Here is a 23,685-nt window from a genome sequence, read left to right as displayed (position 1 = left end):
TGTTCGGGTGCCGGATCGTGATTGCAGCGCGACCTGACCTGCCTACGTTTCCATTTCCCGGACACGCGCGCAGGCCTTGGCCTAAGCTGCTCTCAACTGTCACAGCGGTGCGGTCACGTATCAATACGTCCGGCTACCCCGAATCGTTCCGGAAGTACCCCGACTTTCTGATGGGGGCGTGTCCGAATCCGCCTCGTGTGTCACCTGGTGCCCGGTGTGGCGCACCACAGCCGTCCTGGTTTGCCTGGATGGTCACGTATGTCACCAGCTCACTCCCGCGGGTGATCTGCCGCTTACCCATAGTCCGTTCGGGCCATTCAAGATTGGGCCCGAAGGGGGTGTTGCGCTGTCCCCACCTTCCGTAACGTCCTCAACTGGCGGCGGTGAATATGCCGCTGCCGCCGTGGGGGAGCCTCGATTCGGGAGAGGACGGCGCCGGTATGGGCTGGGTAACCGACTGGAGTGCGCAGGCTGCCTGCCGCACTACCGATCCGGATGAACTGTTCGTTCAAGGAGCAGCGCAGAACAGGGCCAAGGCGGTGTGCACCGGATGCCCGGTACGCACCGAGTGCCTGGCGGACGCGCTGGACAACCGCGTCGAGTTCGGCGTGTGGGGAGGCATGACAGAGCGGGAGCGCCGCGCACTGCTGCGCCGGCGGCCCACCGTGACCTCCTGGCGCAGGCTGCTGGAAACCGCCCGCCTGGAGTACGAGCGGGGAGTCGGGATCGTGCCTCTCGACAGCGACGAGGTGTACGAGAACTACGCGGCGGTGAGCTGAGGGCATCCCCCTCCGGCATAGGCCGAAGGACCATCCGGCCGGGTGTGAGCCACGGAAGGCAACGGCCGGACAGGTGCCGTCGGTCCGCGGCGTGCGGGCTGCGCCGCCGGATGCACCCTTGGGTGCGGAGCAGGGCCGACGGGTGTCCTGGGGCATGCCCCTGCGCCGACGGCCCCGCGTGCCTGCGAGTCCCCTGGCGGTCCTCCACGCCACCCGCTCGGTACGCCCGGACGGGCATCCACCTCCGCGTGTTTACCGCGCGACGCCTCGGACCGCCGTGGCGGCCGGGCTACGACACGGTCCATCACGCCTGCCGCGAAGGCTCGATGCGCCGCGCCCGCTACGACGGCTCGGTCCGCGCCTGCGCGCCCGCCGCGAGCCGGCCCCCGATGTCGCGCAGGCCTGTGAGGTCGTGCACATCGCCGGGCAGTGCGGGTACGTCCACCACCGCCACCTCGGGGTGGCGGGCGGTGAAGCGGTCGCGCGTGCGCTGCTCGCGTGCCAGCAGCTGCATGCGTTCGGAGTGCAGTCTCAACAGGCCCGCTGCGAGCCGGTCGACGGAGCGTTCCTCGTCGGCGGGGGAGCCTTCCTCGGAAGCGGTGGCGCCGGTTGCGGCCTCGGATGCGGGAGGTCGTGAACTGCCGTACGTGTCGGGAGAGTTACGAAGTCCAGCTTTCCCGTCCCCCTGATCCACAATGCGGGGGTCCTCAAGATTTTCCGCGGCGGCGAGCGCCCGCTCGGCCGACAGCCGGCCGGCACCGCTGCCATGGACCCGGTTGAGCACCAGACCCACCAGCGGCATGTCCTCCGCGGCCAGCCGCTCCACGAAGTACGCGGCCTCGCGCAGCGCGTCCCGCTCCGGGGCCGCGACCACCAGGAACGCCGTGCCGGGGGCCTGGAGCAGCTTGTACGTGGCGTCCGCGCGCGTGCGGAAACCGCCGAAGGTGGTGTCCATCGCGGCCACGAACGTCTGGACGTCCTTCAGCAGCTGACCGCCCAGCAGCTTGCCCAGCGTCCCGGTCATCATCGACATGCCGACGTTGAGGAAGGCCATTCCCGCGCGGCCGCCCAGTTTGGCGGGCGCGGTCAGCAGGCGGATCAGCCTGCCGTCCAGGAAGGAGCCGAGCCGCTTGGGCGCGTCCAGGAAGTCCAGCGCCGACCGGGACGGCGGGGTGTCGACGACGATCAGGTCCCACTCGTCCTTCGCCCGCAGCTGGCCCAGCTTCTCCATCGCCATGTACTCCTGCGTGCCCGCGAAGCCCGCCGAGAGCGACTGGTAGAAGGGGTTCGCCAGGATCGCGGCCGCCCGCTCCCGGTCCGCGTGCGCCTCCACGACCTCGTCGAAGGTGCGCTTCATGTCGAGCATCATCGCGTGCAGTTCGCCGTCGCCCTCGGTGCCCTTCACCCGGCGCGGCACGTTGTCCAGGGAGTCGATGCCCATCGACTGGGCCAGCCGCCTGGCCGGGTCGATGGTGAGGACGACCACCTTGCGGCCCCGCTCGGCCGCTCTGAGGCCCAGGGCGGCCGCGGTCGTCGTCTTGCCGACCCCGCCCGAGCCGCAGCACACCACGATGCGGGTCTTCGGGTCGTCCAGCAGCGGGTCGACGTCGAGGACGCGCACGGGGGAGATGCGGCGGGCGTTCTCCTGTGCCTCGGCCGGGTCCGGACTCATGTCAACCCCTGCTTCCGCAGCTCGGTGGCGAGTTCGTACAGGCCCGCCAGGTCCATGCCCTCGGCGAGCAGCGGCAGTTCGTTCAGCGGCAGGTCCAGCTCGCCCAGGACCGCGCGCTGCTCCTGCTCCAGCGCGTACCGCTCGGCGTACTCCGCGGCCTGTGCCAGCAGCGGGTCGACCAGCTTCTCGGCGTTCCCGCCGCGCCGTGCCCCGCCTAGGCCCGCGGCCGACAGGGCCCGCGCGACAGAGGAACGCTCCACGGTCCGTACGAGTTCCAGATCGTCCGCGTCCAACACCTCGGGCCGCACCATGTTCACGATGACCCGGCCCACCGGCAGCCTTGCCGCGCGCAGCTCGGCGATGCCGTCGGCGGTCTCCTGGACGGGCATCTCCTCCAGCAGCGTGACCAGATGCACCGCCGTCTCCGGCGACTTCAGGACCCGCATCACGGCCTGGGCCTGATTGTGTATCGGGCCGATCTTCGCCAGGCCCGCCACCTCGTCGTTCACGTTCAGGAAGCGGGTGATGCGGCCGGTGGGCGGGGCGTCCATGACGACGTAGTCGTACGTGAACCGGCCCGCCCGGTCCTTGCGGCGCACCGCCTCGCACGCCTTGCCCGTCAGGAGGACGTCCCTGATGCCGGGCGCGACGGTGGTGGCGAAGTCGATGGCGCCGAGCTTCTTCAGGGCTCTGCCCGCACCGCCCAGTTTGTAGAACATCTGGAGGTAGTCCAGAAGGGCCAGTTCGGGGTCTATGGCGAGGGCGTACACCTCCCCGCCCCCGGGCGCGACCGCGATCTTCCGCTCCTCGTACGGCAACGCCTCCGTTTCGAAGAGCTGTGCGATGCCCTGCCGGCCCTCGACCTCCACGAGAAGCGTCCGCTTCCCCTCGGTCGCGAGGGCCAGCGCGAGGGCGGCGGCGACCGTCGTCTTTCCGGTCCCGCCCTTGCCGCTGACGACCTGGAGCCTGCTCACGCCTTCGAGACTAACCAGTCCTGCCGACGGTCACGCGGGAGGCTGTGGATAACGGGGGGCGTAGTCGGTCACACGTCCGTACACGACCTGTGGACAACGGCGCCGCCTGACCAGCGGGTCGCAGAGGCTACAGTCGGCCCCATGACCAAGTGGGAATACGCAACCGTGCCGCTGCTCGTCCATGCCACGAAGCAGATTCTGGACACCTGGGGCGAGGACGGCTGGGAGCTCGTCCAGGTCGTGCCCGGGCCGAACAACCCCGAGCAGCTGGTCGCCTACCTGAAGCGGGAGAAGCAGGCATGAGCGCGGTCGAGGAGAAGCTGGCCGCACTCGGCCTGACCCTGCCCGAGGTCGTACCGCCGCTGGCCGCGTACCAGCCGGCCGTGCAGTCCGGCGTGTACGTCTACACCGCCGGCCAGCTGCCGATGGTCGAGGGCAAGCTGCCGGTCACCGGCAAGGTGGGCGCCGAGGTCACGGCGGAGGAGGCCAAGGAGCTGGCCCGTACCTGCGCGCTGAACGCGCTGGCCGCCGTGAAGTCCGTCGCCGGCGACCTGGACCGCATCGCGCGCGTGGTGAAGGTCGTCGGTTTCGTCGCCTCCGCGTCCGACTTCACCGGTCAGCCCGGTGTCGTCAACGGCGCCAGCGAGCTGCTCGGCGAGGTCCTCGGCGACAAGGGCGTGCACGCCCGCAGCGCGGTCGGCGTCGCCGTGCTGCCGCTGGACGCGCCGGTCGAGGTCGAGATCCAGGTCGAGCTGCTTCCGTAGCCCGTGCCGGCCCGCTGACCTCGGGTCCCTCTCGAACATTCGCCCTACACGGGATAGCCTCCGGCCATGGCGAACGGTCAGTGGTACCCCCCGGAGTGGCCGGACCGTATCCGCGCGCTCGCGGACGGGACCCTCACCCCGGTGTCCCCCAGGCGCGCGGCCACGGTGCTCCTCCTGAAGGACACCGAGACCGGACCCGTCGTCCACATGCTGCGCAGACGCGCCTCCATGGCCTTCGCCGGAGGCGCGTACGCGTATCCCGGGGGCGGAGTCGACCCGCGCGACGACGACCGCCGTATCGGCTGGGCGGGCCCCCCGCGCGCGTGGTGGGCCGAGCGGCTCGGTGTCGACGAGGCGGGCGCCCAGGCCATCGTCTGCGCGGCCGTGCGCGAGACGTACGAGGAGGCGGGCGTGCTGCTCGCCGGGCCCGGCCCGGATACGGTCGTCGGCGACACCACGGGCGAGGACTGGGAGGCCGACCGTGCCGCGCTGGTGGCGCGCGAACTGTCCTTCGCCGAGTTCCTGCAACGGCGCGGGCTGGTGCTGCGCTCGGACCTGATGGGTGCCTGGACCCGCTGGATCACCCCGGAGTTCGAGTCCCGCCGCTACGACACGTGGTTCTTCGTGGCCGCCCTCCCCGCCGGGCAGCGCACCCGGAACGCCTCCACGGAGGCCGACCGCACGGTGTGGATCCGCCCCGCGGAGGCCGCCGCCGGGTACGACAGGGGCGAGCTGCTGATGATGCCGCCCACCATCGCCACCCTGCGCCAGCTGGACCCGTACGGCACCGCCGCCGAGGCGCTGGCGGCCGCGCCCGCGCGCGACATGACACCGGTGATGGCGCGGGCCCGCCTGGTGAACGGTGAGATTGTCCTGTCCTGGCCTGGGCACGAGGAGTTCACGAAGCACGTCCCGACGGCTCCTGCGAGCACCGGTGGAGGCTCCGCATGACCGACGCAAGCACCCTTCCGGGCCAGCCCCGGGGCGCGGTCCTCTCGGGCCCCGCGACCGAACGCGCCGTCAACGTCCTCGCGCCCAACGCCTCTGCGATGACCCTGGACGGCACCAACACCTGGATCGTCGCCGAGCCCGACTCCGACCTGGCCGTGGTGATCGACCCGGGTCCCCTCGACGATGGCCATCTGCGGGTGGTCGTGGACACCGCCGAGAAGGCCGGCAAGCGCATAGCCCTGACCCTGCTCACGCACGGCCACCCCGACCACGCCGAGGGCGCCGGCCGCTTCGCCGAGCTGACCGGCACGCGCGTGCGTGCCCTGGACCCGGCGCTCCGCCTCGGCGAGGAGGGCCTGGCCGCCGGGGACGTGGTCACCGTGGGCGGCCTGGAGCTGAGGGTCGTACCGACCCCCGGGCACACCGCGGACTCGCTGTGCTTCCATCTCCCGGCCGACCGGGCGGTGCTCACCGGCGACACCATCCTCGGGCGGGGCACGACCGTCGTGGCGCACCCCGACGGGCGCCTCGGCGACTATCTGGACTCCCTGCGCCGTCTGCGGTCCCTGACGGTGGACGACGGCGTGCACACCGTCCTGCCGGGCCACGGGCCGGTCCTGGAGGACGCCCAGGGCGCCGTCGAGTTCTACCTGGCCCACCGCGCCCACCGGCTCGCCCAGGTGGAGACGGCCGTCGAGGACGGCCACCGCAGCCCGGCCCAGGTCGTCGCCCACGTGTACGCGGACGTGGACCGCTCGCTGTGGCCCGCGGCGGAACTGTCGGTGCGGGCCCAGATGGACTACCTCAGCGAGCACGGGCTGATCTAGTCCCCGGGCCGGGGCGCCTTCACGCCGTGCACGCGCGCGTACTCGGCCGCGAGCCAGGGCCCGAGGTCGTCCACCCAGGTCCGCAGCACCTCCGGGTCGCCGACGGGCTCGTGGCCGTACCGTGCCGCCGTACGCATCTGCGCGGCCCGCTCGGGGTAGTACGCGCCGAACACCTCGGCCATCTCCCCCAGGTCGCTCGTCCAGCCGTTCCAGCGGGTCATGACGAGCGTGAAGCCGGTGCGGACGAGGTGGCGGGACATGAAGCGCACCAGCGGCCGCCGGGCCGCCTCGCTGTCCCCTGCCGTCCCGATCCGCTCCCGCCAGCGGGGCAGCCGCAGCGCGAGGTCGCCGTTGGTCTCACGGGCGAGCGGGGAATCGGGGCGGTAGCGCGGCAGGTACTCGGCGAGGTCGTCGCCCAGCAGCGGGGTGCACAGACAGGCGACGAACCAGCCCATGTCGTACCGTTCCTGGTCGCTCAGCAGCCGGTCCCGGCCGTACAGCAGCGTGCCGACGCCGTCGATCTGCGGGAACTCCTCGCCCACGGCCGCGCCCAGGGCCCGTACGGCCTCCCGGTCCGCGTCGGCCGGTTCGGCCCGCACCACCACGACCAGGTCCAGGTCGCTGCGCCCCACGCGCGCGGTGCCGCGCGGAACCGACCCGTAGAGGTACGCGCTGTGCAGCCGCGCCCCGAAGACGTCCAGCACCCGGTCACGGGCCGCGGCCACCACCGGGCGGAAGGGCCCGGGCACGCGCGCGAGGGAGCCCTCGCGCTCGATGAAGCCCAGGGCGTCGAGGCCTTTGGGCCGGATCGGTTCAGGCATGGGTTCACTGTGCCGACTCCGGCCCGTGCGGCGCTCGGGAACAGGCCGCACGGGTCGGAACGGTCTCGCGGGGGCGTGCGGCCCCCGGCCGGCTCAGCGCGAGCGCTTGGCGAGCCTCTCGACGTCCAGCAGGATCACGGCCCGCGCCTCCAGGCGGAGCCAGCCGCGCTGCGCGAAGTCCGCCAGCGCCTTGTTCACGGTCTCGCGGGAGGCGCCGACCAGCTGGGCCAGCTCCTCCTGGGTGAGGTCGTGCACCACGTGGATGCCCTCCTCGGACTGCACTCCGAAACGGCGGGAGAGGTCCAGCAGGGCGCGCGCCACACGGCCGGGAACGTCGGAGAAGACCAGGTCGGACATGGCGTCGTTGGTCTTGCGCAGACGGCGGGCGACGGCCCGCAGCAGGGCGCCGGCCACCTCGGGGCGCACGTTCAGCCAGGGCTGGAGGTCGCCGTGGCCCAGGCCGAGCATCTTGACCTCGGTCAGCGCGCTCGCGGTGGCGGTGCGCGGGCCCGGGTCGAACAGCGACAGCTCGCCGATCAGCTCGCCGGGGCCGACGACGGCGAGCATGTTCTCGCGGCCGTCGGGGGAGGTGCGGTGCAGCTTGACCTTGCCCTCGGTGACGACGTACAGCCGGTCGCCGGGGTCCCCTTCATGGAACAGCGAGTCGCCGCGAGCCAGGGTCACCTCACTCATGGAGGCGCGAAGCTCCGCGGCCTGCTCGTCGTCGAGAGCCGCGAAGAGCGGGTTGCGCCGCAGAACGTCGTCCACGAGTTCTCTCCTTGTCGACCTGCTCAGGGGATCTTGCTCCCCCGTGTGCCAGGGGACCGTGTTCCCCATTTTGCCGGACGGTCCAAACAGTGTGATCTGTCACAAGGATGCCGCACAGGTGTCCCGGGGTAAGCGTCAGGGGTCCAATCGGGGGCCGATCTTCCGGGTCCGGGGCGGATGAGGGTGCCGGGCTTTAGGCTGGCCGGGTGTCCAAAACGCCGGTGAGAGCACAGGCCAAGGGGGCTGCGCGGGTGGTTGTACGTCGCGATTCCGCTGTGGGCGAACAAGGTCCCGGCGATCGTAGGAAAACCGGAAAAACAGCTGAAAAGACCGAGGGGCGCTCTGCGGGGAAGGCCGCGCCCGCAAGGAAGGCCACCGCCGCCCAGAAGCCCGCCGGTGCCGACAAGGCCGCCTCGGCCAAAAAGGACACGCCGGGCAAGAAGGCCACCTCTGCCGGGAAGGCCGTGCCCGCCGGGAAGGCCGTCTCGGCCGGAAAGGTCGCGCCCGCCGAGGAGGTCGTGGCCGCCGGGAAGGCCGTGGCGGCGAAGAAGACCGCGGCGAAGAAGGTCGCCGTGAAGCCCCCCACGGGGGAGTCCCGCACCGCCCTGGTCCGCCGCGCCCGCCGGATCAACCGGGAGCTCGCCGAGGTGTACCCGTACGCCCACCCCGAGCTGGACTTCGAGAACCCCTTCCAACTCCTGGTCGCCACCGTGCTGTCGGCCCAGACCACCGACCTGCGCGTCAACCAGACGACACCCGGGCTCTTCGCCAAGTACCCCACCCCCGAGGACCTGGCCGCGGCCAACCCCGAGGAGGTCGAGGAGATCCTGCGTCCCTGCGGGTTCTTCCGCGCCAAGACCAGGTCGGTCATGGGGCTCTCCAAGGCGCTCGCCGAGGAGTTCGGCGGCGAGGTCCCCGGGAGGCTGGAGGACCTGGTCAAGCTGCCCGGCGTCGGCCGCAAGACCGCCTTCGTCGTGCTCGGCAACGCCTTCGGGCGGCCCGGGATCACCGTGGACACGCACTTCCAGCGGCTGGTGAGGCGCTGGCAGTGGACCGCCGAGACCGACCCGGACAAGATCGAGGCGGCCGTCGGCGCGCTGTTCCCGAAGAGCGAGTGGACCGATCTGTCCCACCACGTGATCTGGCACGGCCGGCGCATCTGTCACGCCCGCAAGCCCGCCTGCGGCGCCTGTCCGATCGCCCCGCTCTGCCCCGCCTACGGCGAGGGCGAGACCGACCCGGAGAAGGCGAAGAAGCTCCTCAAGTACGAGAAGGGCGGCTTCCCGGGCCAGCGCCTCAAGCCCCCGCAGGCCTACCTGGACGCGGGCGGCAGGCCGGCTCCGCCACTGGGGGCCGCGTGACGGAACGATCTGGGGGCCCTCGGGCGTTGGACAGGAAGAGCGACGGGGGGCGGCGATGACGAGGGCCGGCGAAACACAGGGCGGTGCGGCGACGCTCAGCCGGGAGGGGCTGCCGGTCTGGCTGGACCCGGTGGTCGGAGCGGTGGAGACGATCCAGCCGCTCCAGCTCAGCCGCTTCCTGCCGCCGAAGAACGGCTCGGGCAGACAGTCGGCCGTGCTGATCCTGTTCGGCGAGGGTGAGCGCGGTCCCGAACTGCTGCTCATGGAGCGCGCCGGTTCCCTGCGTTCGCACGCCGGCCAGCCGTCGTTCCCCGGCGGCGCGCTCGACCCCGAGGACGGCGACCCGCAGGGCGACGGCCCGCTGCGGGCCGCGCTGCGCGAGGCCGAGGAGGAGACCGGCCTCGACCCGTCCGGTGTGCAGCTCTTCGGCGTGCTGCCCCGGCTGTACATCCCGGTCAGCGGCTTCGTCGTCACGCCCGTGCTCGGCTGGTGGCGCGCGCCCAGCCCGGTCGGCGTCGTCGACCCGAACGAGACGGCGCGGGTGTTCACGGTCCCCGTGTCGGATCTCACGGACCCCGCCAACCGCGCCACCACCGTCCACCCCAGCGGTCACCGAGGCCCGGCATTCCTGGTCGAATCGGCCCTTGTGTGGGGTTTCACGGCCGGTGTGATCGACCGTCTGCTGCACTTCGCGGGCTGGGAGCGCCCCTGGGACCGGGATAAGCAGGTCCCGCTCGACTGGCGCTCATGACAGGGTGATCCCCGTGCTGTGTTTTCCCGGGGGACGCGGTGTCCCACAGCCACTGCGTGGCGGGCGGACCCCGCCCTGCTCGCGGGGACCGGAGTGAGTAGGCGAGGCCTGAAGCAGTGAACGTGCTGGACATCCTGTTGCTGGTCGCGGCCGTGTGGTTCGCGGTCGTCGGCTACCGCCAGGGCTTCGTCGTCGGCGTCCTGTCGGTGATCGGGTTCCTGGGCGGCGGCCTCGCCGCCGTGTACACGCTCCCCGTCATCTGGGACGCCGTGACCGGCAACTCGGACGTCGGCACCACCGCCGCCGTCGTGGCCGTGATCGTCGTCATCGTCTGCGCCTCCGTGGGCCAGGCCCTGACCACCCATCTGGGCAACAAGCTGCGGCGGCACATCACCTGGTCCCCGGCCCGCGCCCTGGACGCCACCGGCGGCGCGCTCGTCAACGTGGTCGCGATGCTCCTGGTCGCCTGGCTGATCGGGTCCGCCCTCGCCGGCACCACCCTGCCGACCCTCGGCAGGGAGGTCCGCGGCTCCAAGGTGCTGCTCGGCGTCTCCCGGGCGCTGCCCGCGCAGGCCGACACCTGGTTCGCGGACTTCTCCTCCGTGCTCGCGCAGAACGGCTTCCCGCAGGTCTTCAGCCCCTTCGCCAACGAGCCGATCAAGGACGTGCAGCCGCCCGACCCGGCCCTCGCCGGAAGCCCGGTCGCCACCCGCGCCCAGCGCTCCATCGTCAAGGTCACCGGCACCGCCCAGAGCTGCGGCAAGGTGCTGGAGGGCACCGGCTTCGTCTTCGCCGACCGCCGGGTCATGACCAACGCGCACGTCGTCGGGGGCGTCGACGCGCCGACCGTGCAGATAGGCGGCGAGGGCCGCAAGTACGACGCGAAGGTCGTCCTGTACGACTGGAAGCGCGACATCGCCGTCCTCGACGTGCCGGACCTGAAGGCGAAACCGCTGAACTTCTCCGCCAGGGACGCGGCCGGCGACGACGGCGCGATCGTCGCGGGCTTCCCGGAGAACGGCTCGTACGACGTGCGCGCCGCGCGCGTGCGCGGGCGCATCTCGGCCAACGGCCCGGACATCTACCACCGCGGCACCGTCCGCCGCGACGTCTACTCGCTGTACGCGATCGTCCGCCAGGGAAACTCCGGCGGCCCCCTGCTCACGCCCGCCGGCAAGGTCTACGGCGTGGTGTTCGCCAAGTCCCTCGACGACGCCGAGACCGGCTACGCGCTGACGGCGGACGAGATCCGGCCCGACATCGCGCGCGGGCGCACGGCGAACGAGCAGGTGGGTACGGACAGCTGCGCGCTGTGATCCGCCCCGCGGGCGGTCACCCGCGCGGGTGACGCAGACGCATCGAGACCCAGCGGGCCCTCCGGCGCAGGATGCGCGGAATCCCCACCCTGAGGTCCGCCTCCGCGAGCTGCGGAGTGCCTCGCTGAGGCGTGCTCAGACCAGTGGCCGAGCGGCGGTTGCGGGGTGCGTCACTGTAGTCGTGCGTCCAGCCCATACCCCGACGTCTGCCCCCGCCCCAAGGTCGATAACCGCCTGAGCGCCGCCCAATTGGCGTATGCGGCAGGCATGTGGCCGTTCGAGGGACAAGTGTTCAGGAAGCGGATACTGCGCGCGTCGGAACGGTCACCAAGTGGTCACCGGTCGGGCTCGGGATCCTTGAGCCAGTTGACCAGTTCGGTGGAGAACGCCACCGGGTCCTCCTCGTGCGGGAAGTGCCCGAGGCCGTCGAACAGCCGCCAGCGGTACGGCGCTTCGACGTACTCGCCGGAGCCCGCCGCGCTGCGCGTGCGCATCACCGGGTCGAGTGAACCGTGCAGATGCAGCGTGGGCACCCGCACCGGCCGCTTCATCCGGCGGTAGAACTGCACGCCGTCCGGGCGGGCCAGCGAGCGCACCAGCCAGCGGTACGGCTCGATCGCGCAGTGCGCCGTGGAGGGGATGCACATGGCGCGCTGGTACGTCCGCACGGTGTCGTCCTCCGGCAGCCGTGGCCCGGACCAGTCCCGGAGCAGACGGCCCACCAGCTCGCCGCCGTCCGCCGTGAGTTGGCGCTCGGGGATCCACGGGCGCTGGAATCCCCAGATGTAGGAGTTGGCGGCCGTCTGCCGGGCGTCCCGCAGCATGGCCGCGCGCCAGCGCCGGGGGTGCGGCATCGACACCACGGCCAGGCGCCGGACGAGCTTGGGCCGCATCACCGCCGCCGTCCAGGCCAGGTAGCCGCCGAGGTCGTGGCCGACCAGCGCGGCGTCCGGTTCGCCGAGCGAGCGGATCACCCCGGTGACGTCCAGGGCGAGGTTGGCGGGGTCGTAGCCGCGGGGCGTGCGGTCGCTGCCGCCGACCCCCCGCAGGTCCATGGCCACCGCCCGGTAACCGGCGTCCGCGAGGGCCACCAGTTGATGCCGCCACGTCCACCAGAACTGCGGGAAGCCGTGGAGCAGCAGCACCAGGGGGCCGTCACCGAGTTCGGCGATGTGGAAGCGGGCGCCGTTCGCGGCGACGTCGCGGTGGATCACCTTGCGGCCGTGGGGCAGGTCGATCCGTACGGCCGAGGGGGCGGCGGGGTCCGTCATGACGACGAGCGTGCCACAGCCTCGATGGCCGCGGGGGCGCGGTCCTCGGGCAGCTCCGGGCGCGGGTGCGGCTTGGCGTTCTGCAGGACGTTCGCCGTCTGCTTCATGGAGGCGGCCACCTTCTGCGGGCCCTTGCCCTTCTTGGCCTTCTTCGCGAACACCGTGCCGATCAGCGCGAGGACGCCGGCGACGAGCACGTTCGCGGCGAAGGACAGCAGGAAGCAGACGGCCAGGTTCCAGCCGCTCCAGGTGCGGATGCCGTACGCGAGGGCGAAGTTGAGCATCGGCAGCGAGAACACCAGGATGGCGCCCGCCATCGAGAAGGCCCCGCCGCTCGTCGCGCCGCGCTTCACGTCCTGCTTGAGCTGCGCCTTGGCCAGCGCGATCTCGTCGTGCACCAGCGCCGACATCTCGGTCGTCGCCGAGGCGAACAGCTGGCCGATGCTGCGTTCGGCGCCGACCGGGCTGCCGTCGGGTGCGCTCATCGCGTTCTCCCTTACGAGGTCTCTCGTGCCGCAAGTGTGCCGTCATTGTGCGGCCGTCCCGCTCATCGTGGCCGTCTTGTTTTGTACCGTCTCGTCAGATCATGCCCGACGGCCGCCCTCCTCGCCTGCCCCGCCCGGTACTTCCGCAAGTCCGTCGCGCGCCGCGGCCGCCCGCTCGGCGGCGATCCGCCGGTGTTCGGCGGCCTTGCGCTCGAGGATCTCGGCCATGCGCAGGTGGTACGCCGGGTCGTCCTGCTCGTAGATGTCGGGGACGCCGTCGCGGTCCTCGTCGCGCTCCTCCTCCTCGCACAGCCTGCGGTACCTGGTGTTGCGTATCTTCAGCAGCACCGTGGCACACACCGCCGCCAGCAGCGATCCGGTGAGGACGGACGCCTTCACCTCGTCGGTGAGGACGGCGTCGCCGACGAAGGCCAGTTCGCCGATGAGCAGTGCCACCGTGAAGCCGATCCCGGCCAGCGAGGCCACCGCGAAGACGTCGGCCCAGCCCAGGTCCTCGCTGAGGGAGGCGCGGGTGAAACGGGCGGTCAGCCAGGTGCCGCCGAATATCCCGAGGGCCTTGCCGACGACCAGGCCGAGCACGACACCGAGCGTCTCCGGCTTGGTGAACACGTCCACGAGCGCCCCGCCGGACACCACCACACCCGCGCTGAACAGCGCGAACAGCGGTACGGCGAGCCCGGCGGAAAGAGGCCGCACCAGGTGCTCCACGTGCTCGCCGGGCGAACGCTCCTCGCCCTCGCGGGTGGTGCAGCGCAGCATCAGGCCCATGGCCACGCCGGCGATGGTGGCGTGCACGCCGCTGTTGTACATCAGCGCCCAGATCACCACGGCGAGGGGCACGTACACGTACCAGCCGCGTACCCCCTTACGCAGCAGCAGCCAGAAGACCGCCAGCCCGACGGCCGCGCCGCCCAGCGCGGCGAGGTCGAGCCGTGCGGTGAAGAAGATCGCGATGATCAGGATCGCGAAGAGGTCGTCGACGACGGCGAGGGTGAGCAGGAAGGCGCGCAGGGCGCTGGGCAGGGAGGTGCCGATGACCGCGAGGACGGCGAGCGCGAAGGCGATGTCGGTGGCCGTGGGCACCGCCCAGCCCTGCGTGGAGCCGCCCGCGGTGACGTTGGTGAGCGTGTAGACGAGTGCCGGTACGGCCATGCCGCACAGCGCGGCCACCACCGGCAGTACGGCCGCCTTCGGGTCGCGCAGGTCCCCGGCGACCAGCTCGCGTTTCAGTTCGATGCCGGCGACGAAGAAGAACACCGCGAGCAGCCCGTCGGCGGCCCAGTGGGCGACGGAGAGGTGCAGCCCCAGGGCGGCGGGCCCGAACGCGAAGTGGGCGGCCGTCTCGTAGCTGTGGCGCAGGGCGGGGATGTTCGCCCAGGCCAGCGCCGCGACGGAGGCCAGGAGCAGCAGGACACCGCCGACGGTCTCCGTGCGCAGCGCGTCCGCGACGAAGGTCCGCTCAGGCAGGGACAGGCGTCCGAGCGCCCTGCGGGCGGGGTTCGGGGTGCGGGACGCGGTCACGGGGACCTCCGGTGGGTGAACGGGTCGGCTCACATGCCGACCAGACTTCCCGGCGCACCTGTCGAGCTTGTCGCGTCGATGACGCTTTACTTACTTTACCAAAGCGATGGGTGACCGGAACCGGTGATCTTCACGGTAGACGCCGAAGGGGCACCCGGCGCGTCCACGCCGGGTGCCCCTCGGGACCCCTCTCAGTCCTGCCCGCTCAGTCCTCGCTCGGTGCGGCCGGCAGCTTGGTCTGGATCAGGTCCATGACGGTGGAGTCGGTGAGTGTGGTGACGTCGCCGAGCTGGCGGTTCTCGGCCACGTCGCGCAGCAGCCGGCGCATGATCTTCCCGGAGCGGGTCTTGGGCAGCTCCGCCACCGGCAGGATCCGCTTGGGCTTGGCGATCGGGCCGAGCGTGGCGCCCACGTGGTCGCGCAGTTCGCCGACGAGTGTCTCGGTCTCGGTGGCCGCGCCGCGCAGGATCACGAAGGCGACGATGGCCTGGCCGGTGGTCTCGTCGGCGGCACCGACGACGGCCGCCTCGGCGACCGAGGGGTGCGAGACGAGCGCCGACTCCACCTCGGTGGTGGAGATGTTGTGCCCGGAGACGAGCATCACGTCGTCCACCCGGCCCAGCAGCCAGATGTCGCCGTCGTCGTCCTTCTTCGCCCCGTCACCGGCGAAGTACTTGCCCTCGAAGCGGGACCAGTAGGTGTCGAGGAACCGCTGGTCGTCGCCCCAGATGGTGCGCAGCATCGACGGCCACGGCTCGGTCAGCACCAGGTAGCCGCCGCCGCCGTCGGGCACCTCGCGCGCCTCGTCGTCCACGACCGTCGCGCTGATGCCGGGCAGCGGGCGCTGCGCCGAACCGGGTTTGGCCTCGGTGACGCCGGGCAGCGGCGAGATCATCATCGCGCCGGTCTCGGTCTGCCACCAGGTGTCCACGACCGGGGTCCGGTCGCCGCCGATGGTCCTGCGGTACCAGACCCATGCCTCGGGGTTGATCGGCTCGCCGACGGAGCCGAGGACCCGCAGGCTGCTCAGGTCGAACTTGGCGGGGATGTCGTCGCCCCACTTCATGAACGTCCGGATCGCGGTCGGCGCCGTGTAGAGGATCGTGACCTTGTACTTCTGCACGATCTCCCAGAACCGGCCCTGGTGCGGGGTGTCCGGCGTGCCCTCGTACATGACCTGCGTGGCGCCGTTGGCCAGCGGCCCGTACACGATGTACGAGTGCCCGGTGACCCAGCCGACGTCGGCGGTGCACCAGAAGACGTCCGTCTCCGGCTTCAGGTCGAAGACGGCCCAGTGGGTGTACGCCGTCTGGGTGAGATAGCCGCCGGAGGTGTGCAGGATGCCCTTGGGCTTACCCGTCGTACCCGAGGTGTAGAGGATGAACAGCGGGTGCTCCGCCTCGAACGCCTCCGGGGTTTGGTCGGCGGACTGCCGCCCGACCAGGTCGTGCCACCACACGTCCCGCTCGTCGTTCCACGCCACGTCCTGCCCGGTGCGGCGGACCACGAGCACGTGCTCGACGTTGTCGACCTTGCCGATCGCCTCGTCCACGGCCGGCTTCAGCGCGGACGGCTTGCCGCGCCGGTAGCCGCCGTCGGAGGTGATGACGACCTTGGCGTCCGCGTCCTTGATCCGGGTCGCGAGGGCGTCCGCGGAGAAGCCGCCGAACACGACCGAGTGTGCGGCGCCGATCCGGGCCGAGGCCAGCATCGCGATCGCGGTCTCCGGGATCATCGGCATGTAGATGGCGACGCGGTCGCCCTTGCGGACACCCAGCTCCAGCAGCGCGTTGGCGGCCCGGGAGACCTCGTCCTTCAGTTCCGCGTAGGTGATGGCGCGGCTGTCGCCGGGCTCGCCCTCGAAATGGATGGCGACGCGGTCCCCGTGCCCGGCCTCCACGTGCCGGTCCACACAGTTGTACGCGACGTTCAGCTCGCCGTCCTTGAACCACTTCGCGAACGGAGGGTTCGACCAGTCCAGTGTCTCGGTCGGCTCCTTGGCCCAGGTCAGGCGGCGGGCCTGCTCGGCCCAGAAGCCGAGCCTGTCAGCCTTGGCCTGCTCATACGCCTCCGCCGTGACGTTGGCGTGTGCGGCCAGGTCGGCGGGGGGCGCGAACCTGCGCTCTTCCTTCAGCAGGTTGGCCAGGCTCTCGTTACTCACGACATCTCCCATTCGAAGGGTGTCCGATGTGTCCCAGGCCACAGCTCATCAGACAGGGGGGTCCAATGACAAGGGTCGACGGTAAAATTGGTTTAGACCTGTCCTCATCGGCTGGTGGCGGCCCGTCTCTCACACCGGAGTGTGCACCTCCTCGGCTCCCGTCACCTCCTCGAACTCGGCGTTCTCCCCCTTCTCGTCGAGCAGGTAGGCCTGGGCCCCGCCGACGTGGAAGTACATCCCGTGCAGCTCCAGCTCGCCCCTGGCCAGTGCCCGCGCGACCGGCTCGTGGGCCCGCAGGTGCTCCAGCTGCTGGACCACGTTGGCCAGGCACAGCCGCTCCACCGCGTCCGCGGGGGCCCGCCCGGCCAGCCGGGGCCCGGCGCGGCGGTCGCCGGCCGGCCGCGCGAGGCTTGGCAGCCCGTGCCGCAGCCACCTCCCCAACGGAGTGCTCCCGCCCGCCGGTCCGGCGCTCAGCAGTGCCTGCATCGCCCCGCAGCCGGAGTGCCCGCACACCGTGATGGAGCGCACCCCGAGCACGTCCACCGCGTACTCGACGGCGGCCGCCACCGAGTCGTCGCCGTGCTCCTCGCCCGGCGGCGGCACCAGGTTGCCGATGTTGCGGACGACGAACAGATCGCCGGGACCACTGGCGGTGATCATCGACGTGACCAGCCGGGAGTCCGCACAGGTGAGGAAGAGCTGCCCGGGCCGCTGGCCCTCCCGGGCGAGCCGCGCCAGCTCCTCGCGCACCAGCGGCGCGGTGTTCCGCTGGAACGAGCCGATGCCACAGGCCAGTTCCCGGCCCGCCGGGGCCCCGGAGCCTTCGGCGCAGCAGGACCGGTGGTCGCGCCAGGGCGTCCAGGGCCGGCAGCGGCACTCCGCGGACGAGGTGGTCGGCCCGGCGGTCCGGATTCCGCCACGCCGGCCCGACAGCTCGGCCGCACCGCCCCGCGCGGTGTGGGTGCTGCGCCAGTCCTGCAGCGACTCGTACGCCGCGTGGTCCATGAACGACCCGTCCAACTCCACCACGGCGTGGGCGCCTTGGGGTACAAGATGCAGGACTCTGCTCAGCCGGGGCACCGCGAGGAATGTCAGCTGGCCTCGGATGTGTACGTGATGGACTCCTCCCTTCTCTTCATGGGTGATACGGGTGTGCGCGAGGCGGTTGAGGGCGACGGCGACCGCCACGGCGACTCCGAGGAGGACGCCCTGCAGGACGCCCAGGAGCACCACGCCGAGTGTGGTCGCGGCGTAGACCGGCACTTCTCGGTGGCGCGTCACCGTGCGGATGTGGTGCAGGGACACCATCTGGATACCGACGGCCATCACCAGGGCGGCGAGGGAGGCGAGCGGGATCTCCTCCAGGGCCGGGACCATCAGCAGCGCGGCGACTACTACGAGAACGCCGTGCAGCATCGTGGAGTTCCGGCTGACGGCACCTGATTTCACGTTCGCGGTACTGCGCACGGCCACCCCGGCGACGGGCAGCCCGCCCAGCGCGCCGGAGACGACGTTGGCCGCGCCCTGCCCCAGGAGCTCCCGGTCGAGATCGGAACGCCCGACGCGGGACTGCGGCCCGGGCCGGGTGGCGACCAGTTTGTCCACGGCCACCGCTCCGAGCAGTGACTGCACACTGCACACCAGGGTCGTGGTGAGCACGGCGGCCGCGATCCCGAGCACCGGCCCGTCGGGCAGCCCTGCCAGGGCGTGACTGCTCCAGGACGGCAGGTCGACCCGGGGGAGGGAGAGGCCGGTCAGGGACGCGGTCGCGGTCGCCCCGGCGACGGCGACCAGGGCGGCCGGCACCCTGCGGAGCTGCCTGCCGACGCGGCCCGGCAGGCGCGGCCAGGACAGCAGCAGGGTCAGGGTCAGCACGCTCATGGACACGGCGGCCGGGTGCAGTCGCGCCAACTGCGCCGGCAGCGCACGCACGTTGGCGAGTACGGAGCTGTCCGGACTGCCGCCGAGGACGATGTGCAGCTGGGCGACGGCGATGGTGATGCCGATCCCGGCGAGCATGCCGTGCACCACGGCCGGGCTGACCGCGAGCGCACCGCGCGCCACCCGCAGGCAGCCGAGGCCGAGTTGGGCGAGACCGGCGAGGACGGTGATGCCGCAGGTCGCCCGCCAGCCGTAGCGGTGGATCAAGTCGGCGGTGACCACGGTGAGTCCGGCGGCGGGGCCGCTGACCTGCAGCGGGCAGCCGCCGAGCCGGCCGGTGACGAGTCCGCCCACGGCCGCGGAGACGAGTCCGGCCTGGAGCGGGGCGCCGGTGGCGAGGGCGATGCCCAGGGAGAGGGGCAGGGCGATCAGGAACACGGCGACGGACGCGGACAGATCGGCGCCCTCGACCGTTCCGCGGCGGCGCGCGGGGGCGGGCCGGGGTGGCGGCTGGGGGTGGTCGGCGTGAGGGGGTGCGCAGGCGGACATGGTCCCGTCTCCTCCGGAGCGGTGTGGGGGCGGGATGGAGTAACGCCCCGTAAAAGGAAGGTAATGCCACGTAAAGACTGCACATAACTTTTCGGGGCAAACGGATCAGTCGATCCCTCACATGGATGAACTAATCATTTGATCGGCTTGTCGTACTAATTCCCTCTCTGTCCCGTGCGATCTTGGCGAGGCCGCCGGTGCAATCCCGGCGAAGCACCACACAAAGTCCTCGTCAGCGTTCGTCTGAGAGAAGGAAGAAGGTGGGCGGAACATGGCCGCCACCCAGAGGATCGCCGTCGGCACCGTGGTCGCCGCGGCCTGCGCCGCGTCACTCGCCGGTTGCGCGAGCGGCCCGAGCGGTTCGAAGGAAGGGGCGTCCGGACCGCAGAAGGCGGCGCCGGCGCCGGCGCCGGCACCCCAGAGCGTGCTCCGGCTGATCGGCGACGGATCCACCGCGTACACCGGTTCGCAGCCCCATTTTCCCCGGCCGGAGCGGCTGAAGCCCAGTCAGAAGCCGCCGCAGTTCGTCGTCTTCTCCTGGGACGGTTCGGGCGAGGACAGCCAGAAGCTCTTCTCGCACTTCCGCAAGGTCGCCAAGGAGAATCACGCGAACATGACGTTCTTCCTCAGCGGCGTGTACCTGCTGCCGGAGGAGAAGCGTGACCTGTACAAGCCGCCGCAGCACTCGCCGGGCCGCTCCGACATCGGCTTCAACGACCAGCAGGGGATCGCCGACACCGTCAAACAGGCGCGGCTGGCCTGGCTGGAGGGCAACGAGATCGGCACCCACTTCAACGGTCACTTCTGCGGGCCCGACGGCGGGGTCGGCACCTGGTCGGTGGACGAGTGGAAGAGCGAGATCGCCCAGGCCAAGGACTTCGTCAAGAGCTGGAAGACCAACACCGGCATGAAGAACGCGGCTCCGCTGCCCTTCGACTACGACAAGGAGCTGATCGGCGCCCGCACCCCCTGCCTGGAAGGGCAGAAGAACTTCATGGCGGCAGCCCGCCAGCTGGGCTTCCGCTACGACTCCAGCGGCGTCGACGACCAGGTCTGGCCCAAGAAGAAGGACGGCCTGTGGGACCTGTCGATGCAACTGGTGCCCTTCCCGGGACACACCTATGAGCAGCTGACCATGGACTACAACTTCATGGTCAACCAGTCCGGCACCCAGACCCAGGGCGACCCCGACAAGTTCGACTACTGGGGCGACCAGATGCGCGACGGCCTGGTCAAGGGCTTCTACCGGGCCTACGACGGCAACCGCGCGCCACTGATCATCGGCAACCACTTCGAGTCCTGGAACGGCGGCACCTACATGCGCGCCATCGAGGACGTGGTGAAGGAGGTCTGCAACAAGCCCGAGGTGCGCTGCGTCTCCTTCCACCAGCTGGTCGACTGGCTGGACGCCCAGGACCCGAAGACCCTGGAGAAGCTGCGCACCCTGAACGTGGGCGAGGCCCCGAGGAAGGGCTGGGCGTCCTTCCTCACCGCCCACCCGGCCCCGGCGCCCAAGGGCGTGCCGGGGGCGCCGGCGGACAAGCGGTAGCCGTCAAGCGGTGGCGGTCAGGCGGGAGTCGCCACGCTCTCGCCGAGCACGAAGGCGGGGTCGACCTGGGCCGCCAGGTCGGCCCCGGTGCGTTCGTTGCCCCACGCCTCCGCGTTCTTCAGGTGGAAGTGCACCATCTGGCGGGTGTAGCGCTCCCAGTCGCGCTGTTCGTACGTGGCGTCCGCGGTGGCCCGCAGAGTGTGCAGGGCACGGGCGTTGGCCTTCTCCAGGAGGTCGAACCTGGGCGGGCGGCCCTTCTCCATGGCCCGCACCCAGTCCGAGTGCCCGATCGTGACGAGCAGGTCCTCGCCGACCTCCGCGCGCAGGAAGTCGATGTCGTCCTGCTCCTGGACCTTGTTGCCGACGACCTTCAGGGCGACGCCGAAGTCGCGGGCGTACTCCTTGTACTGGCGGTAGACGGAGACCCCCTTCCGGGTCGGCTCGGCGACGAGGAACGTCATGTCGAAGCGGGTGAACATGCCGGAGGCGAAGGAGTCCGAACCCGCCGTCATGTCCACCACGACGTACTCGTCGGGGCCGTCGACGAGGTGGTTCAGGAACAGCTCCACCGCTCCCGTCTTGGAGTGGTAGCAGGCGACTCCCAGGTCGGCGTCCGTGAAGGGGCCGGTGACCATCAAACGGACGGCGCCGCCGTCGAGTTCCACCGGGCGCGCGCAGGCGTCGTAGATCGCGTTGGGCTCGCGCACCTGCACCAGCCGCGAACCCTCGCCGGGCGGGGTGGTCTTGATCATCGTGGCGGCGGAGGCGATGCGCGGGTTGGTGCCGCGCAGATGGTCCTTGATCAGCGGCAGCCGCTCGCCCATCGCGGGCAGCGCGGCCGCCTGGGCCTCGTCGAGGCCGAGGGCCGGCCCGAGGTGCTGGTTGATGTCCGCGTCGATCGCCACGACGGCCGCGCCGGCCGCGGCGAGATGGCGGATGAAGAGGGAGGAGAGCGTGGTCTTGCCGCTGCCGCCCTTCCCGACGAAAGCAATTTTCATGTTCACAAAGAGTAGTGAGGCTGTAGCTGTACGTGTCAGGAGTTAGTGAAGAAGACCACTCCTTCGTGGGGTCTGCCGATCGGGTGCGTAGTGTCGTACTCATGAGTACGACAGGCGCGACCGCCGATCCGCTCGCCGCCCTGGGTTCGCTGCCCGGAGTCGCCGAGTCCGTGGAATCCGTGCGCAAGGCCGTGGACCGGGTCTACGGGCACCGGATCATGCGGCGCCGCAGCAACGCGGTCACCTCCGAGGCGGCTCTGCGCGGAGCCCGCGGCTCCGCGGCGCTCTCCGGCGCCGACTGGGCCCTGGAGGAGGTGCGGCGGCGCACCGACTTCGGCGCCGACGACGAGGCGCGGGTCGTGGGCGGGGCCCTGCGGCTGACGGCCGAGGCGGGCCAGCTGCTGTCCATCTGGCGCCAGTCGCCGCTCAGGGTGCTGGCCCGGCTGCACCTGGTGGCCGCGGCGAGCAACGAGGACCGGGTCGGCAGGCCCCGTCAGGCCGGCGAGGCGGTGGACGAGTCGCTGATCGAGCTGCCGCTGCCGGACGCCCAGGAGGTCTCCGGGCGGCTGGAGGGACTCGCGGACCTGATCATCGCGGGCACGTCAGCGCCGGCCCTGGTGACGGCCGCCGTGGTGCACGGCGAACTGCTCGCGCTGCGCCCCTTCGCCTCGCACAACGGGCTGGTCGCGCGCACGGCCGAGCGGATCGTGCTGATCGGCAGCGGTCTGGACCCGAAGGCGGTCTGCCCGGCCGAGGTCGGTCACGCCGAACAGGGCCGTGCTTCCTATCTGGCCGCCCTGGACGGTTACGTCTCCGGCACCCCTGACGGCATGGCGGCCTGGATCGCCCACTGCGGCAGGTCGGTCGAGCTGGGCGCGCGCGAGTCCACGGCGGTGTGCGAGGCGCTGCAGCGCGGCGCGGCCTGAGAAGAACCCCCTGCAAAGGGTTGCGGCGGTACGAGTGCTCGTACCGCCGCTGGCATGTTCACCGGGTTACCAAGCGTCCTCGATGTGTTGCCCATCAGGTCGGGATTCTTTGCCCGTCACCTGGTGCGGCTGGCCCGTAATCGACGGGTCGACGTCGCGTGGGTGCTCGATGTCCATGCGGGGTCCGTGGGCCAAGTGCGTAGTGGTAGGTGATCCTCTCGGATGTCCTCTGGTCTCGCGGGCCTGACTTCTTTGTACTGCCGTGCGGGAGCAAGCGGAACCCCTGTCCGCACTTCTTTACTTTCATGTTCAAAAAGGGGTGAAACGGGCGCAGGTCAGTCGATGCCCCGTCGCCGGCTGGCGTACCAGACGAGACCGGCGGTCGCGGCCGCCGCTCCGATGGCCGCCGCGGCGACCAGTGCCGGGCGCGGCGGCACGGAGAGCGTGGGCAGCCGTTTCTTGAGCGGTACGGGGCGGCGGAACTCCAGCACCGGCCACCCGCGCGCGGCCGCCTCGCGGCGCAGCGCCCGGTCCGGGTTCACGGCGTGCGGGTGCCCGACCGCCTGGAGCATCGGCACGTCGGTCGCGGAGTCGCTGTAGGCGTAGCACCGGTCGAGGTCGTAGCCCTCGGACGCGGCCAGCTCGCGGACGGCCTCCGCCTTGGTCGGGCCGTAGGCGTAGTACTCCACCTCCCCGGTGAAGCAGCCGTCCTCGCCGACGACCATGCGGGTGGCCACCACCCGGTCCGCGCCCAGGAGCTCGCCGATCGGTTCGACCACCTCGGCGCCCGAGGTGGAGACGATCACCACGTCCCGTCCGGCGGTGTGGTGCTCCTCGATGAGAGAGGCGGCCTCGTCGTAGATGATCGGGTCGATCAGGTCGTGCAGGGTCTCGGCGACGATCTCCCGCACCTGCTGGACGTTCCAGCCCCGGCACAGCGCCGACAGATACTCGCGCACGCGCTCCATCTGATCGTGGTCCAGGCCGCCGGCCAGGAAGACGAACTGGGCATATGCGGTGCGCAACGCGGCCCTGCGATTGATCAGCCCGCCTTGGTAGAAGGACTTGCTGAAGGTGAGCGTGCTGGACTTCGCAATGACCGTCTTGTCCAGGTCGAAGAAGGCCGCTGCGCGGGGCAAGGAGTGGTTTTCCACGTCCCTGAGCATAGGCGCCCACCATTCGGCGTAAGGTGGGGCGCGTGGGTTTGCCTGAGAAGGCTCTCGGGTACACCATGGAAGTCACGGATCGTTCGCGACCGTGCTAACCCGGTCCGGCTCCTCCCCCCCCGAGTCGGCCGTGGGGACGACCCCCGCTCTCCCCCCCGGCGGGGGTCGTCGCA

General features: G+C 71.2%; 22 protein-coding genes. 10 read left to right on the top strand and 12 right to left on the bottom strand.

Going from position 1 to position 23,685, the window contains the following annotated elements:
- Positions 1-440: 440 nt before the first annotated feature.
- Positions 441-779, top strand: coding sequence for a transcriptional regulator WblA (gene wblA, locus ACZ7FF_RS09025; protein WP_179851885.1), 339 nt, complete (start codon positions 441-443; stop codon positions 777-779).
- A gap of 340 nt (positions 780-1,119) precedes the next feature.
- Here wblA and bagB read toward each other — a convergent pair whose 3' ends face one another.
- Entirely contained in the window at positions 1,120-2,451 is a 1,332-nt protein-coding gene (gene bagB, locus ACZ7FF_RS09020) for an ATPase BagB (RefSeq protein ID WP_470810710.1), read from the bottom strand.
- Positions 2,448-3,425 carry an ATPase BagA gene (gene bagA, locus ACZ7FF_RS09015; protein WP_470810709.1) on the bottom strand — a complete coding sequence of 326 codons (978 nt, stop codon included), beginning with the start codon at positions 3,423-3,425 and terminating at the stop codon, positions 2,448-2,450. The genes bagB and bagA overlap by 4 nt, the downstream gene beginning before the upstream one ends.
- A 141-nt stretch (positions 3,426-3,566) precedes the next feature.
- Here bagA and ACZ7FF_RS09010 point away from each other — a divergent pair, with 141 nt between their 5' ends.
- The 4 genes from ACZ7FF_RS09010 (at position 3,567) to ACZ7FF_RS08995 (ending at position 5,967) form a co-directional block, all read left to right on the top strand.
- Positions 3,567-3,728 carry a DUF4177 domain-containing protein gene (locus ACZ7FF_RS09010; RefSeq protein ID WP_003975360.1) on the top strand — a complete coding sequence of 54 codons (162 nt, stop codon included), beginning with the start codon at positions 3,567-3,569 and terminating at the stop codon, positions 3,726-3,728.
- Entirely contained in the window at positions 3,725-4,189 is a 465-nt protein-coding gene (locus ACZ7FF_RS09005; RefSeq protein WP_470810707.1) for a RidA family protein, read from the top strand. Before ACZ7FF_RS09010 ends, ACZ7FF_RS09005 begins: the two co-directional genes overlap by 4 nt.
- 66 nt (positions 4,190-4,255) lie before the next feature.
- Complete coding sequence (locus ACZ7FF_RS09000) at positions 4,256-5,140, top strand: NUDIX hydrolase (protein ID WP_470810705.1); 885 nt, start codon at positions 4,256-4,258, stop codon at positions 5,138-5,140.
- Positions 5,137-5,967 carry an MBL fold metallo-hydrolase gene (locus ACZ7FF_RS08995; RefSeq protein WP_470810703.1) on the top strand — a complete coding sequence of 277 codons (831 nt, stop codon included), beginning with the start codon at positions 5,137-5,139 and terminating at the stop codon, positions 5,965-5,967. Before ACZ7FF_RS09000 ends, ACZ7FF_RS08995 begins: the two co-directional genes overlap by 4 nt.
- On the opposite strand, the gene ACZ7FF_RS08990 is transcribed toward ACZ7FF_RS08995, so the two are convergent.
- Entirely contained in the window at positions 5,964-6,788 is an 825-nt protein-coding gene (locus ACZ7FF_RS08990) for a nucleotidyltransferase domain-containing protein (protein WP_470810701.1), read from the bottom strand. The genes ACZ7FF_RS08995 and ACZ7FF_RS08990 overlap by 4 nt on opposite strands.
- 93 nt (positions 6,789-6,881) lie before the next feature.
- On the bottom strand, positions 6,882-7,556 hold the full coding sequence (locus ACZ7FF_RS08985) for a Crp/Fnr family transcriptional regulator (RefSeq protein ID WP_073887802.1): 675 nt from the start codon (positions 7,554-7,556) through the stop codon (positions 6,882-6,884).
- A gap of 251 nt (positions 7,557-7,807) precedes the next feature.
- Here ACZ7FF_RS08985 and nth point away from each other — a divergent pair, with 251 nt between their 5' ends.
- The 3 genes from nth (at position 7,808) to ACZ7FF_RS08970 (ending at position 10,984) form a co-directional block, all read left to right on the top strand.
- Positions 7,808-8,917 (top strand): endonuclease III, encoded by a 1,110-nt coding sequence (gene nth / locus ACZ7FF_RS08980; RefSeq protein WP_470810700.1) that lies wholly within the window; start codon positions 7,808-7,810, stop codon positions 8,915-8,917.
- 55 nt (positions 8,918-8,972) lie between these two features.
- Positions 8,973-9,668: an NUDIX hydrolase gene (locus tag ACZ7FF_RS08975; protein WP_470810699.1), complete on the top strand. Its 696-nt coding sequence runs from the start codon at positions 8,973-8,975 to the stop codon at positions 9,666-9,668.
- Between the two features lie 116 nt (positions 9,669-9,784).
- Positions 9,785-10,984 (top strand): MarP family serine protease, encoded by a 1,200-nt coding sequence (locus tag ACZ7FF_RS08970; protein WP_470810698.1) that lies wholly within the window; start codon positions 9,785-9,787, stop codon positions 10,982-10,984.
- Between the two features lie 16 nt (positions 10,985-11,000).
- On the opposite strand, the gene ACZ7FF_RS08965 is transcribed toward ACZ7FF_RS08970, so the two are convergent.
- The 6 genes from ACZ7FF_RS08965 to ACZ7FF_RS08940 all read right to left on the bottom strand — a co-directional run bounded on the left by ACZ7FF_RS08965 (position 11,001) and on the right by ACZ7FF_RS08940 (position 18,873).
- Positions 11,001-11,180, bottom strand: a complete 180-nt coding sequence (locus ACZ7FF_RS08965; protein ID WP_470810697.1) for a hypothetical protein — start codon at positions 11,178-11,180, stop codon at positions 11,001-11,003.
- Between the two features lie 139 nt (positions 11,181-11,319).
- Positions 11,320-12,255, bottom strand: coding sequence for an alpha/beta fold hydrolase (locus ACZ7FF_RS08960; RefSeq protein ID WP_470810696.1), 936 nt, complete (start codon positions 12,253-12,255; stop codon positions 11,320-11,322).
- Entirely contained in the window at positions 12,252-12,740 is a 489-nt protein-coding gene (locus ACZ7FF_RS08955; protein WP_470810695.1) for a phage holin family protein, read from the bottom strand. The genes ACZ7FF_RS08960 and ACZ7FF_RS08955 overlap by 4 nt, the downstream gene beginning before the upstream one ends.
- Before the next feature lie 99 nt (positions 12,741-12,839).
- Positions 12,840-14,282, bottom strand: coding sequence for a Na+/H+ antiporter NhaA (gene nhaA, locus ACZ7FF_RS08950; RefSeq protein WP_470810694.1), 1,443 nt, complete (start codon positions 14,280-14,282; stop codon positions 12,840-12,842).
- 205 nt (positions 14,283-14,487) lie between these two features.
- Positions 14,488-16,443, bottom strand: a complete 1,956-nt coding sequence (acs, locus tag ACZ7FF_RS08945; RefSeq protein WP_470810693.1) for an acetate--CoA ligase — start codon at positions 16,441-16,443, stop codon at positions 14,488-14,490.
- A gap of 129 nt (positions 16,444-16,572) precedes the next feature.
- Complete coding sequence (locus ACZ7FF_RS08940) at positions 16,573-18,873, bottom strand: SulP family inorganic anion transporter (RefSeq protein WP_470810692.1); 2,301 nt, start codon at positions 18,871-18,873, stop codon at positions 16,573-16,575.
- Between the two features lie 271 nt (positions 18,874-19,144).
- Here ACZ7FF_RS08940 and ACZ7FF_RS08935 point away from each other — a divergent pair, with 271 nt between their 5' ends.
- Positions 19,145-20,422, top strand: coding sequence for a polysaccharide deacetylase family protein (locus tag ACZ7FF_RS08935; protein WP_470810691.1), 1,278 nt, complete (start codon positions 19,145-19,147; stop codon positions 20,420-20,422).
- A gap of 17 nt (positions 20,423-20,439) precedes the next feature.
- Here ACZ7FF_RS08935 and ACZ7FF_RS08930 read toward each other — a convergent pair whose 3' ends face one another.
- Positions 20,440-21,420 carry an ATP-binding protein gene (locus ACZ7FF_RS08930; RefSeq protein WP_470810689.1) on the bottom strand — a complete coding sequence of 327 codons (981 nt, stop codon included), beginning with the start codon at positions 21,418-21,420 and terminating at the stop codon, positions 20,440-20,442.
- 101 nt (positions 21,421-21,521) lie between these two features.
- On the opposite strand from ACZ7FF_RS08930, the gene ACZ7FF_RS08925 reads away from it, so the two are divergent.
- Entirely contained in the window at positions 21,522-22,346 is an 825-nt protein-coding gene (locus tag ACZ7FF_RS08925) for a Fic family protein (RefSeq protein WP_470810687.1), read from the top strand.
- Between the two features lie 335 nt (positions 22,347-22,681).
- Here the strand turns inward: ACZ7FF_RS08925 and ACZ7FF_RS08920 are convergent, their stop codons facing one another.
- Positions 22,682-23,512, bottom strand: coding sequence for an HAD family hydrolase (locus ACZ7FF_RS08920; protein ID WP_470810685.1), 831 nt, complete (start codon positions 23,510-23,512; stop codon positions 22,682-22,684).
- Between the last annotated feature and the right edge of the window lie 173 nt (positions 23,513-23,685).

This window comes from Streptomyces sp. NPDC037126 (genome assembly GCF_055605965.1).
This window is presented reverse-complemented; position numbering and strand designations above follow the sequence as displayed.

Coding starts and splice junctions, on each gene's coding strand:
- ACZ7FF_RS09005 (WP_470810707.1), top strand. CDS start 3,725: ATGAGCGCGGTCGAGGAGAAGCTGGCCGCACTCGGCCTGACCCTGCCC.
- ACZ7FF_RS08965 (WP_470810697.1), bottom strand. CDS start 11,180: ATGGGCTGGACGCACGACTACAGTGACGCACCCCGCAACCGCCGCTCG.
- ACZ7FF_RS08935 (WP_470810691.1), top strand. CDS start 19,145: ATGGCCGCCACCCAGAGGATCGCCGTCGGCACCGTGGTCGCCGCGGCC.
- wblA (WP_179851885.1), top strand. CDS start 441: ATGGGCTGGGTAACCGACTGGAGTGCGCAGGCTGCCTGCCGCACTACC.
- bagB (WP_470810710.1), bottom strand. CDS start 2,451: ATGAGTCCGGACCCGGCCGAGGCACAGGAGAACGCCCGCCGCATCTCC.
- ACZ7FF_RS09000 (WP_470810705.1), top strand. CDS start 4,256: ATGGCGAACGGTCAGTGGTACCCCCCGGAGTGGCCGGACCGTATCCGC.
- ACZ7FF_RS08975 (WP_470810699.1), top strand. CDS start 8,973: ATGACGAGGGCCGGCGAAACACAGGGCGGTGCGGCGACGCTCAGCCGG.
- ACZ7FF_RS08930 (WP_470810689.1), bottom strand. CDS start 21,420: ATGAAAATTGCTTTCGTCGGGAAGGGCGGCAGCGGCAAGACCACGCTC.
- ACZ7FF_RS08990 (WP_470810701.1), bottom strand. CDS start 6,788: ATGCCTGAACCGATCCGGCCCAAAGGCCTCGACGCCCTGGGCTTCATC.
- ACZ7FF_RS09010 (WP_003975360.1), top strand. CDS start 3,567: ATGACCAAGTGGGAATACGCAACCGTGCCGCTGCTCGTCCATGCCACG.
- ACZ7FF_RS08920 (WP_470810685.1), bottom strand. CDS start 23,512: ATGCTCAGGGACGTGGAAAACCACTCCTTGCCCCGCGCAGCGGCCTTC.
- ACZ7FF_RS08960 (WP_470810696.1), bottom strand. CDS start 12,255: ATGACGGACCCCGCCGCCCCCTCGGCCGTACGGATCGACCTGCCCCAC.
- ACZ7FF_RS08995 (WP_470810703.1), top strand. CDS start 5,137: ATGACCGACGCAAGCACCCTTCCGGGCCAGCCCCGGGGCGCGGTCCTC.
- ACZ7FF_RS08925 (WP_470810687.1), top strand. CDS start 21,522: ATGAGTACGACAGGCGCGACCGCCGATCCGCTCGCCGCCCTGGGTTCG.
- ACZ7FF_RS08940 (WP_470810692.1), bottom strand. CDS start 18,873: ATGTCCGCCTGCGCACCCCCTCACGCCGACCACCCCCAGCCGCCACCC.
- ACZ7FF_RS08955 (WP_470810695.1), bottom strand. CDS start 12,740: ATGAGCGCACCCGACGGCAGCCCGGTCGGCGCCGAACGCAGCATCGGC.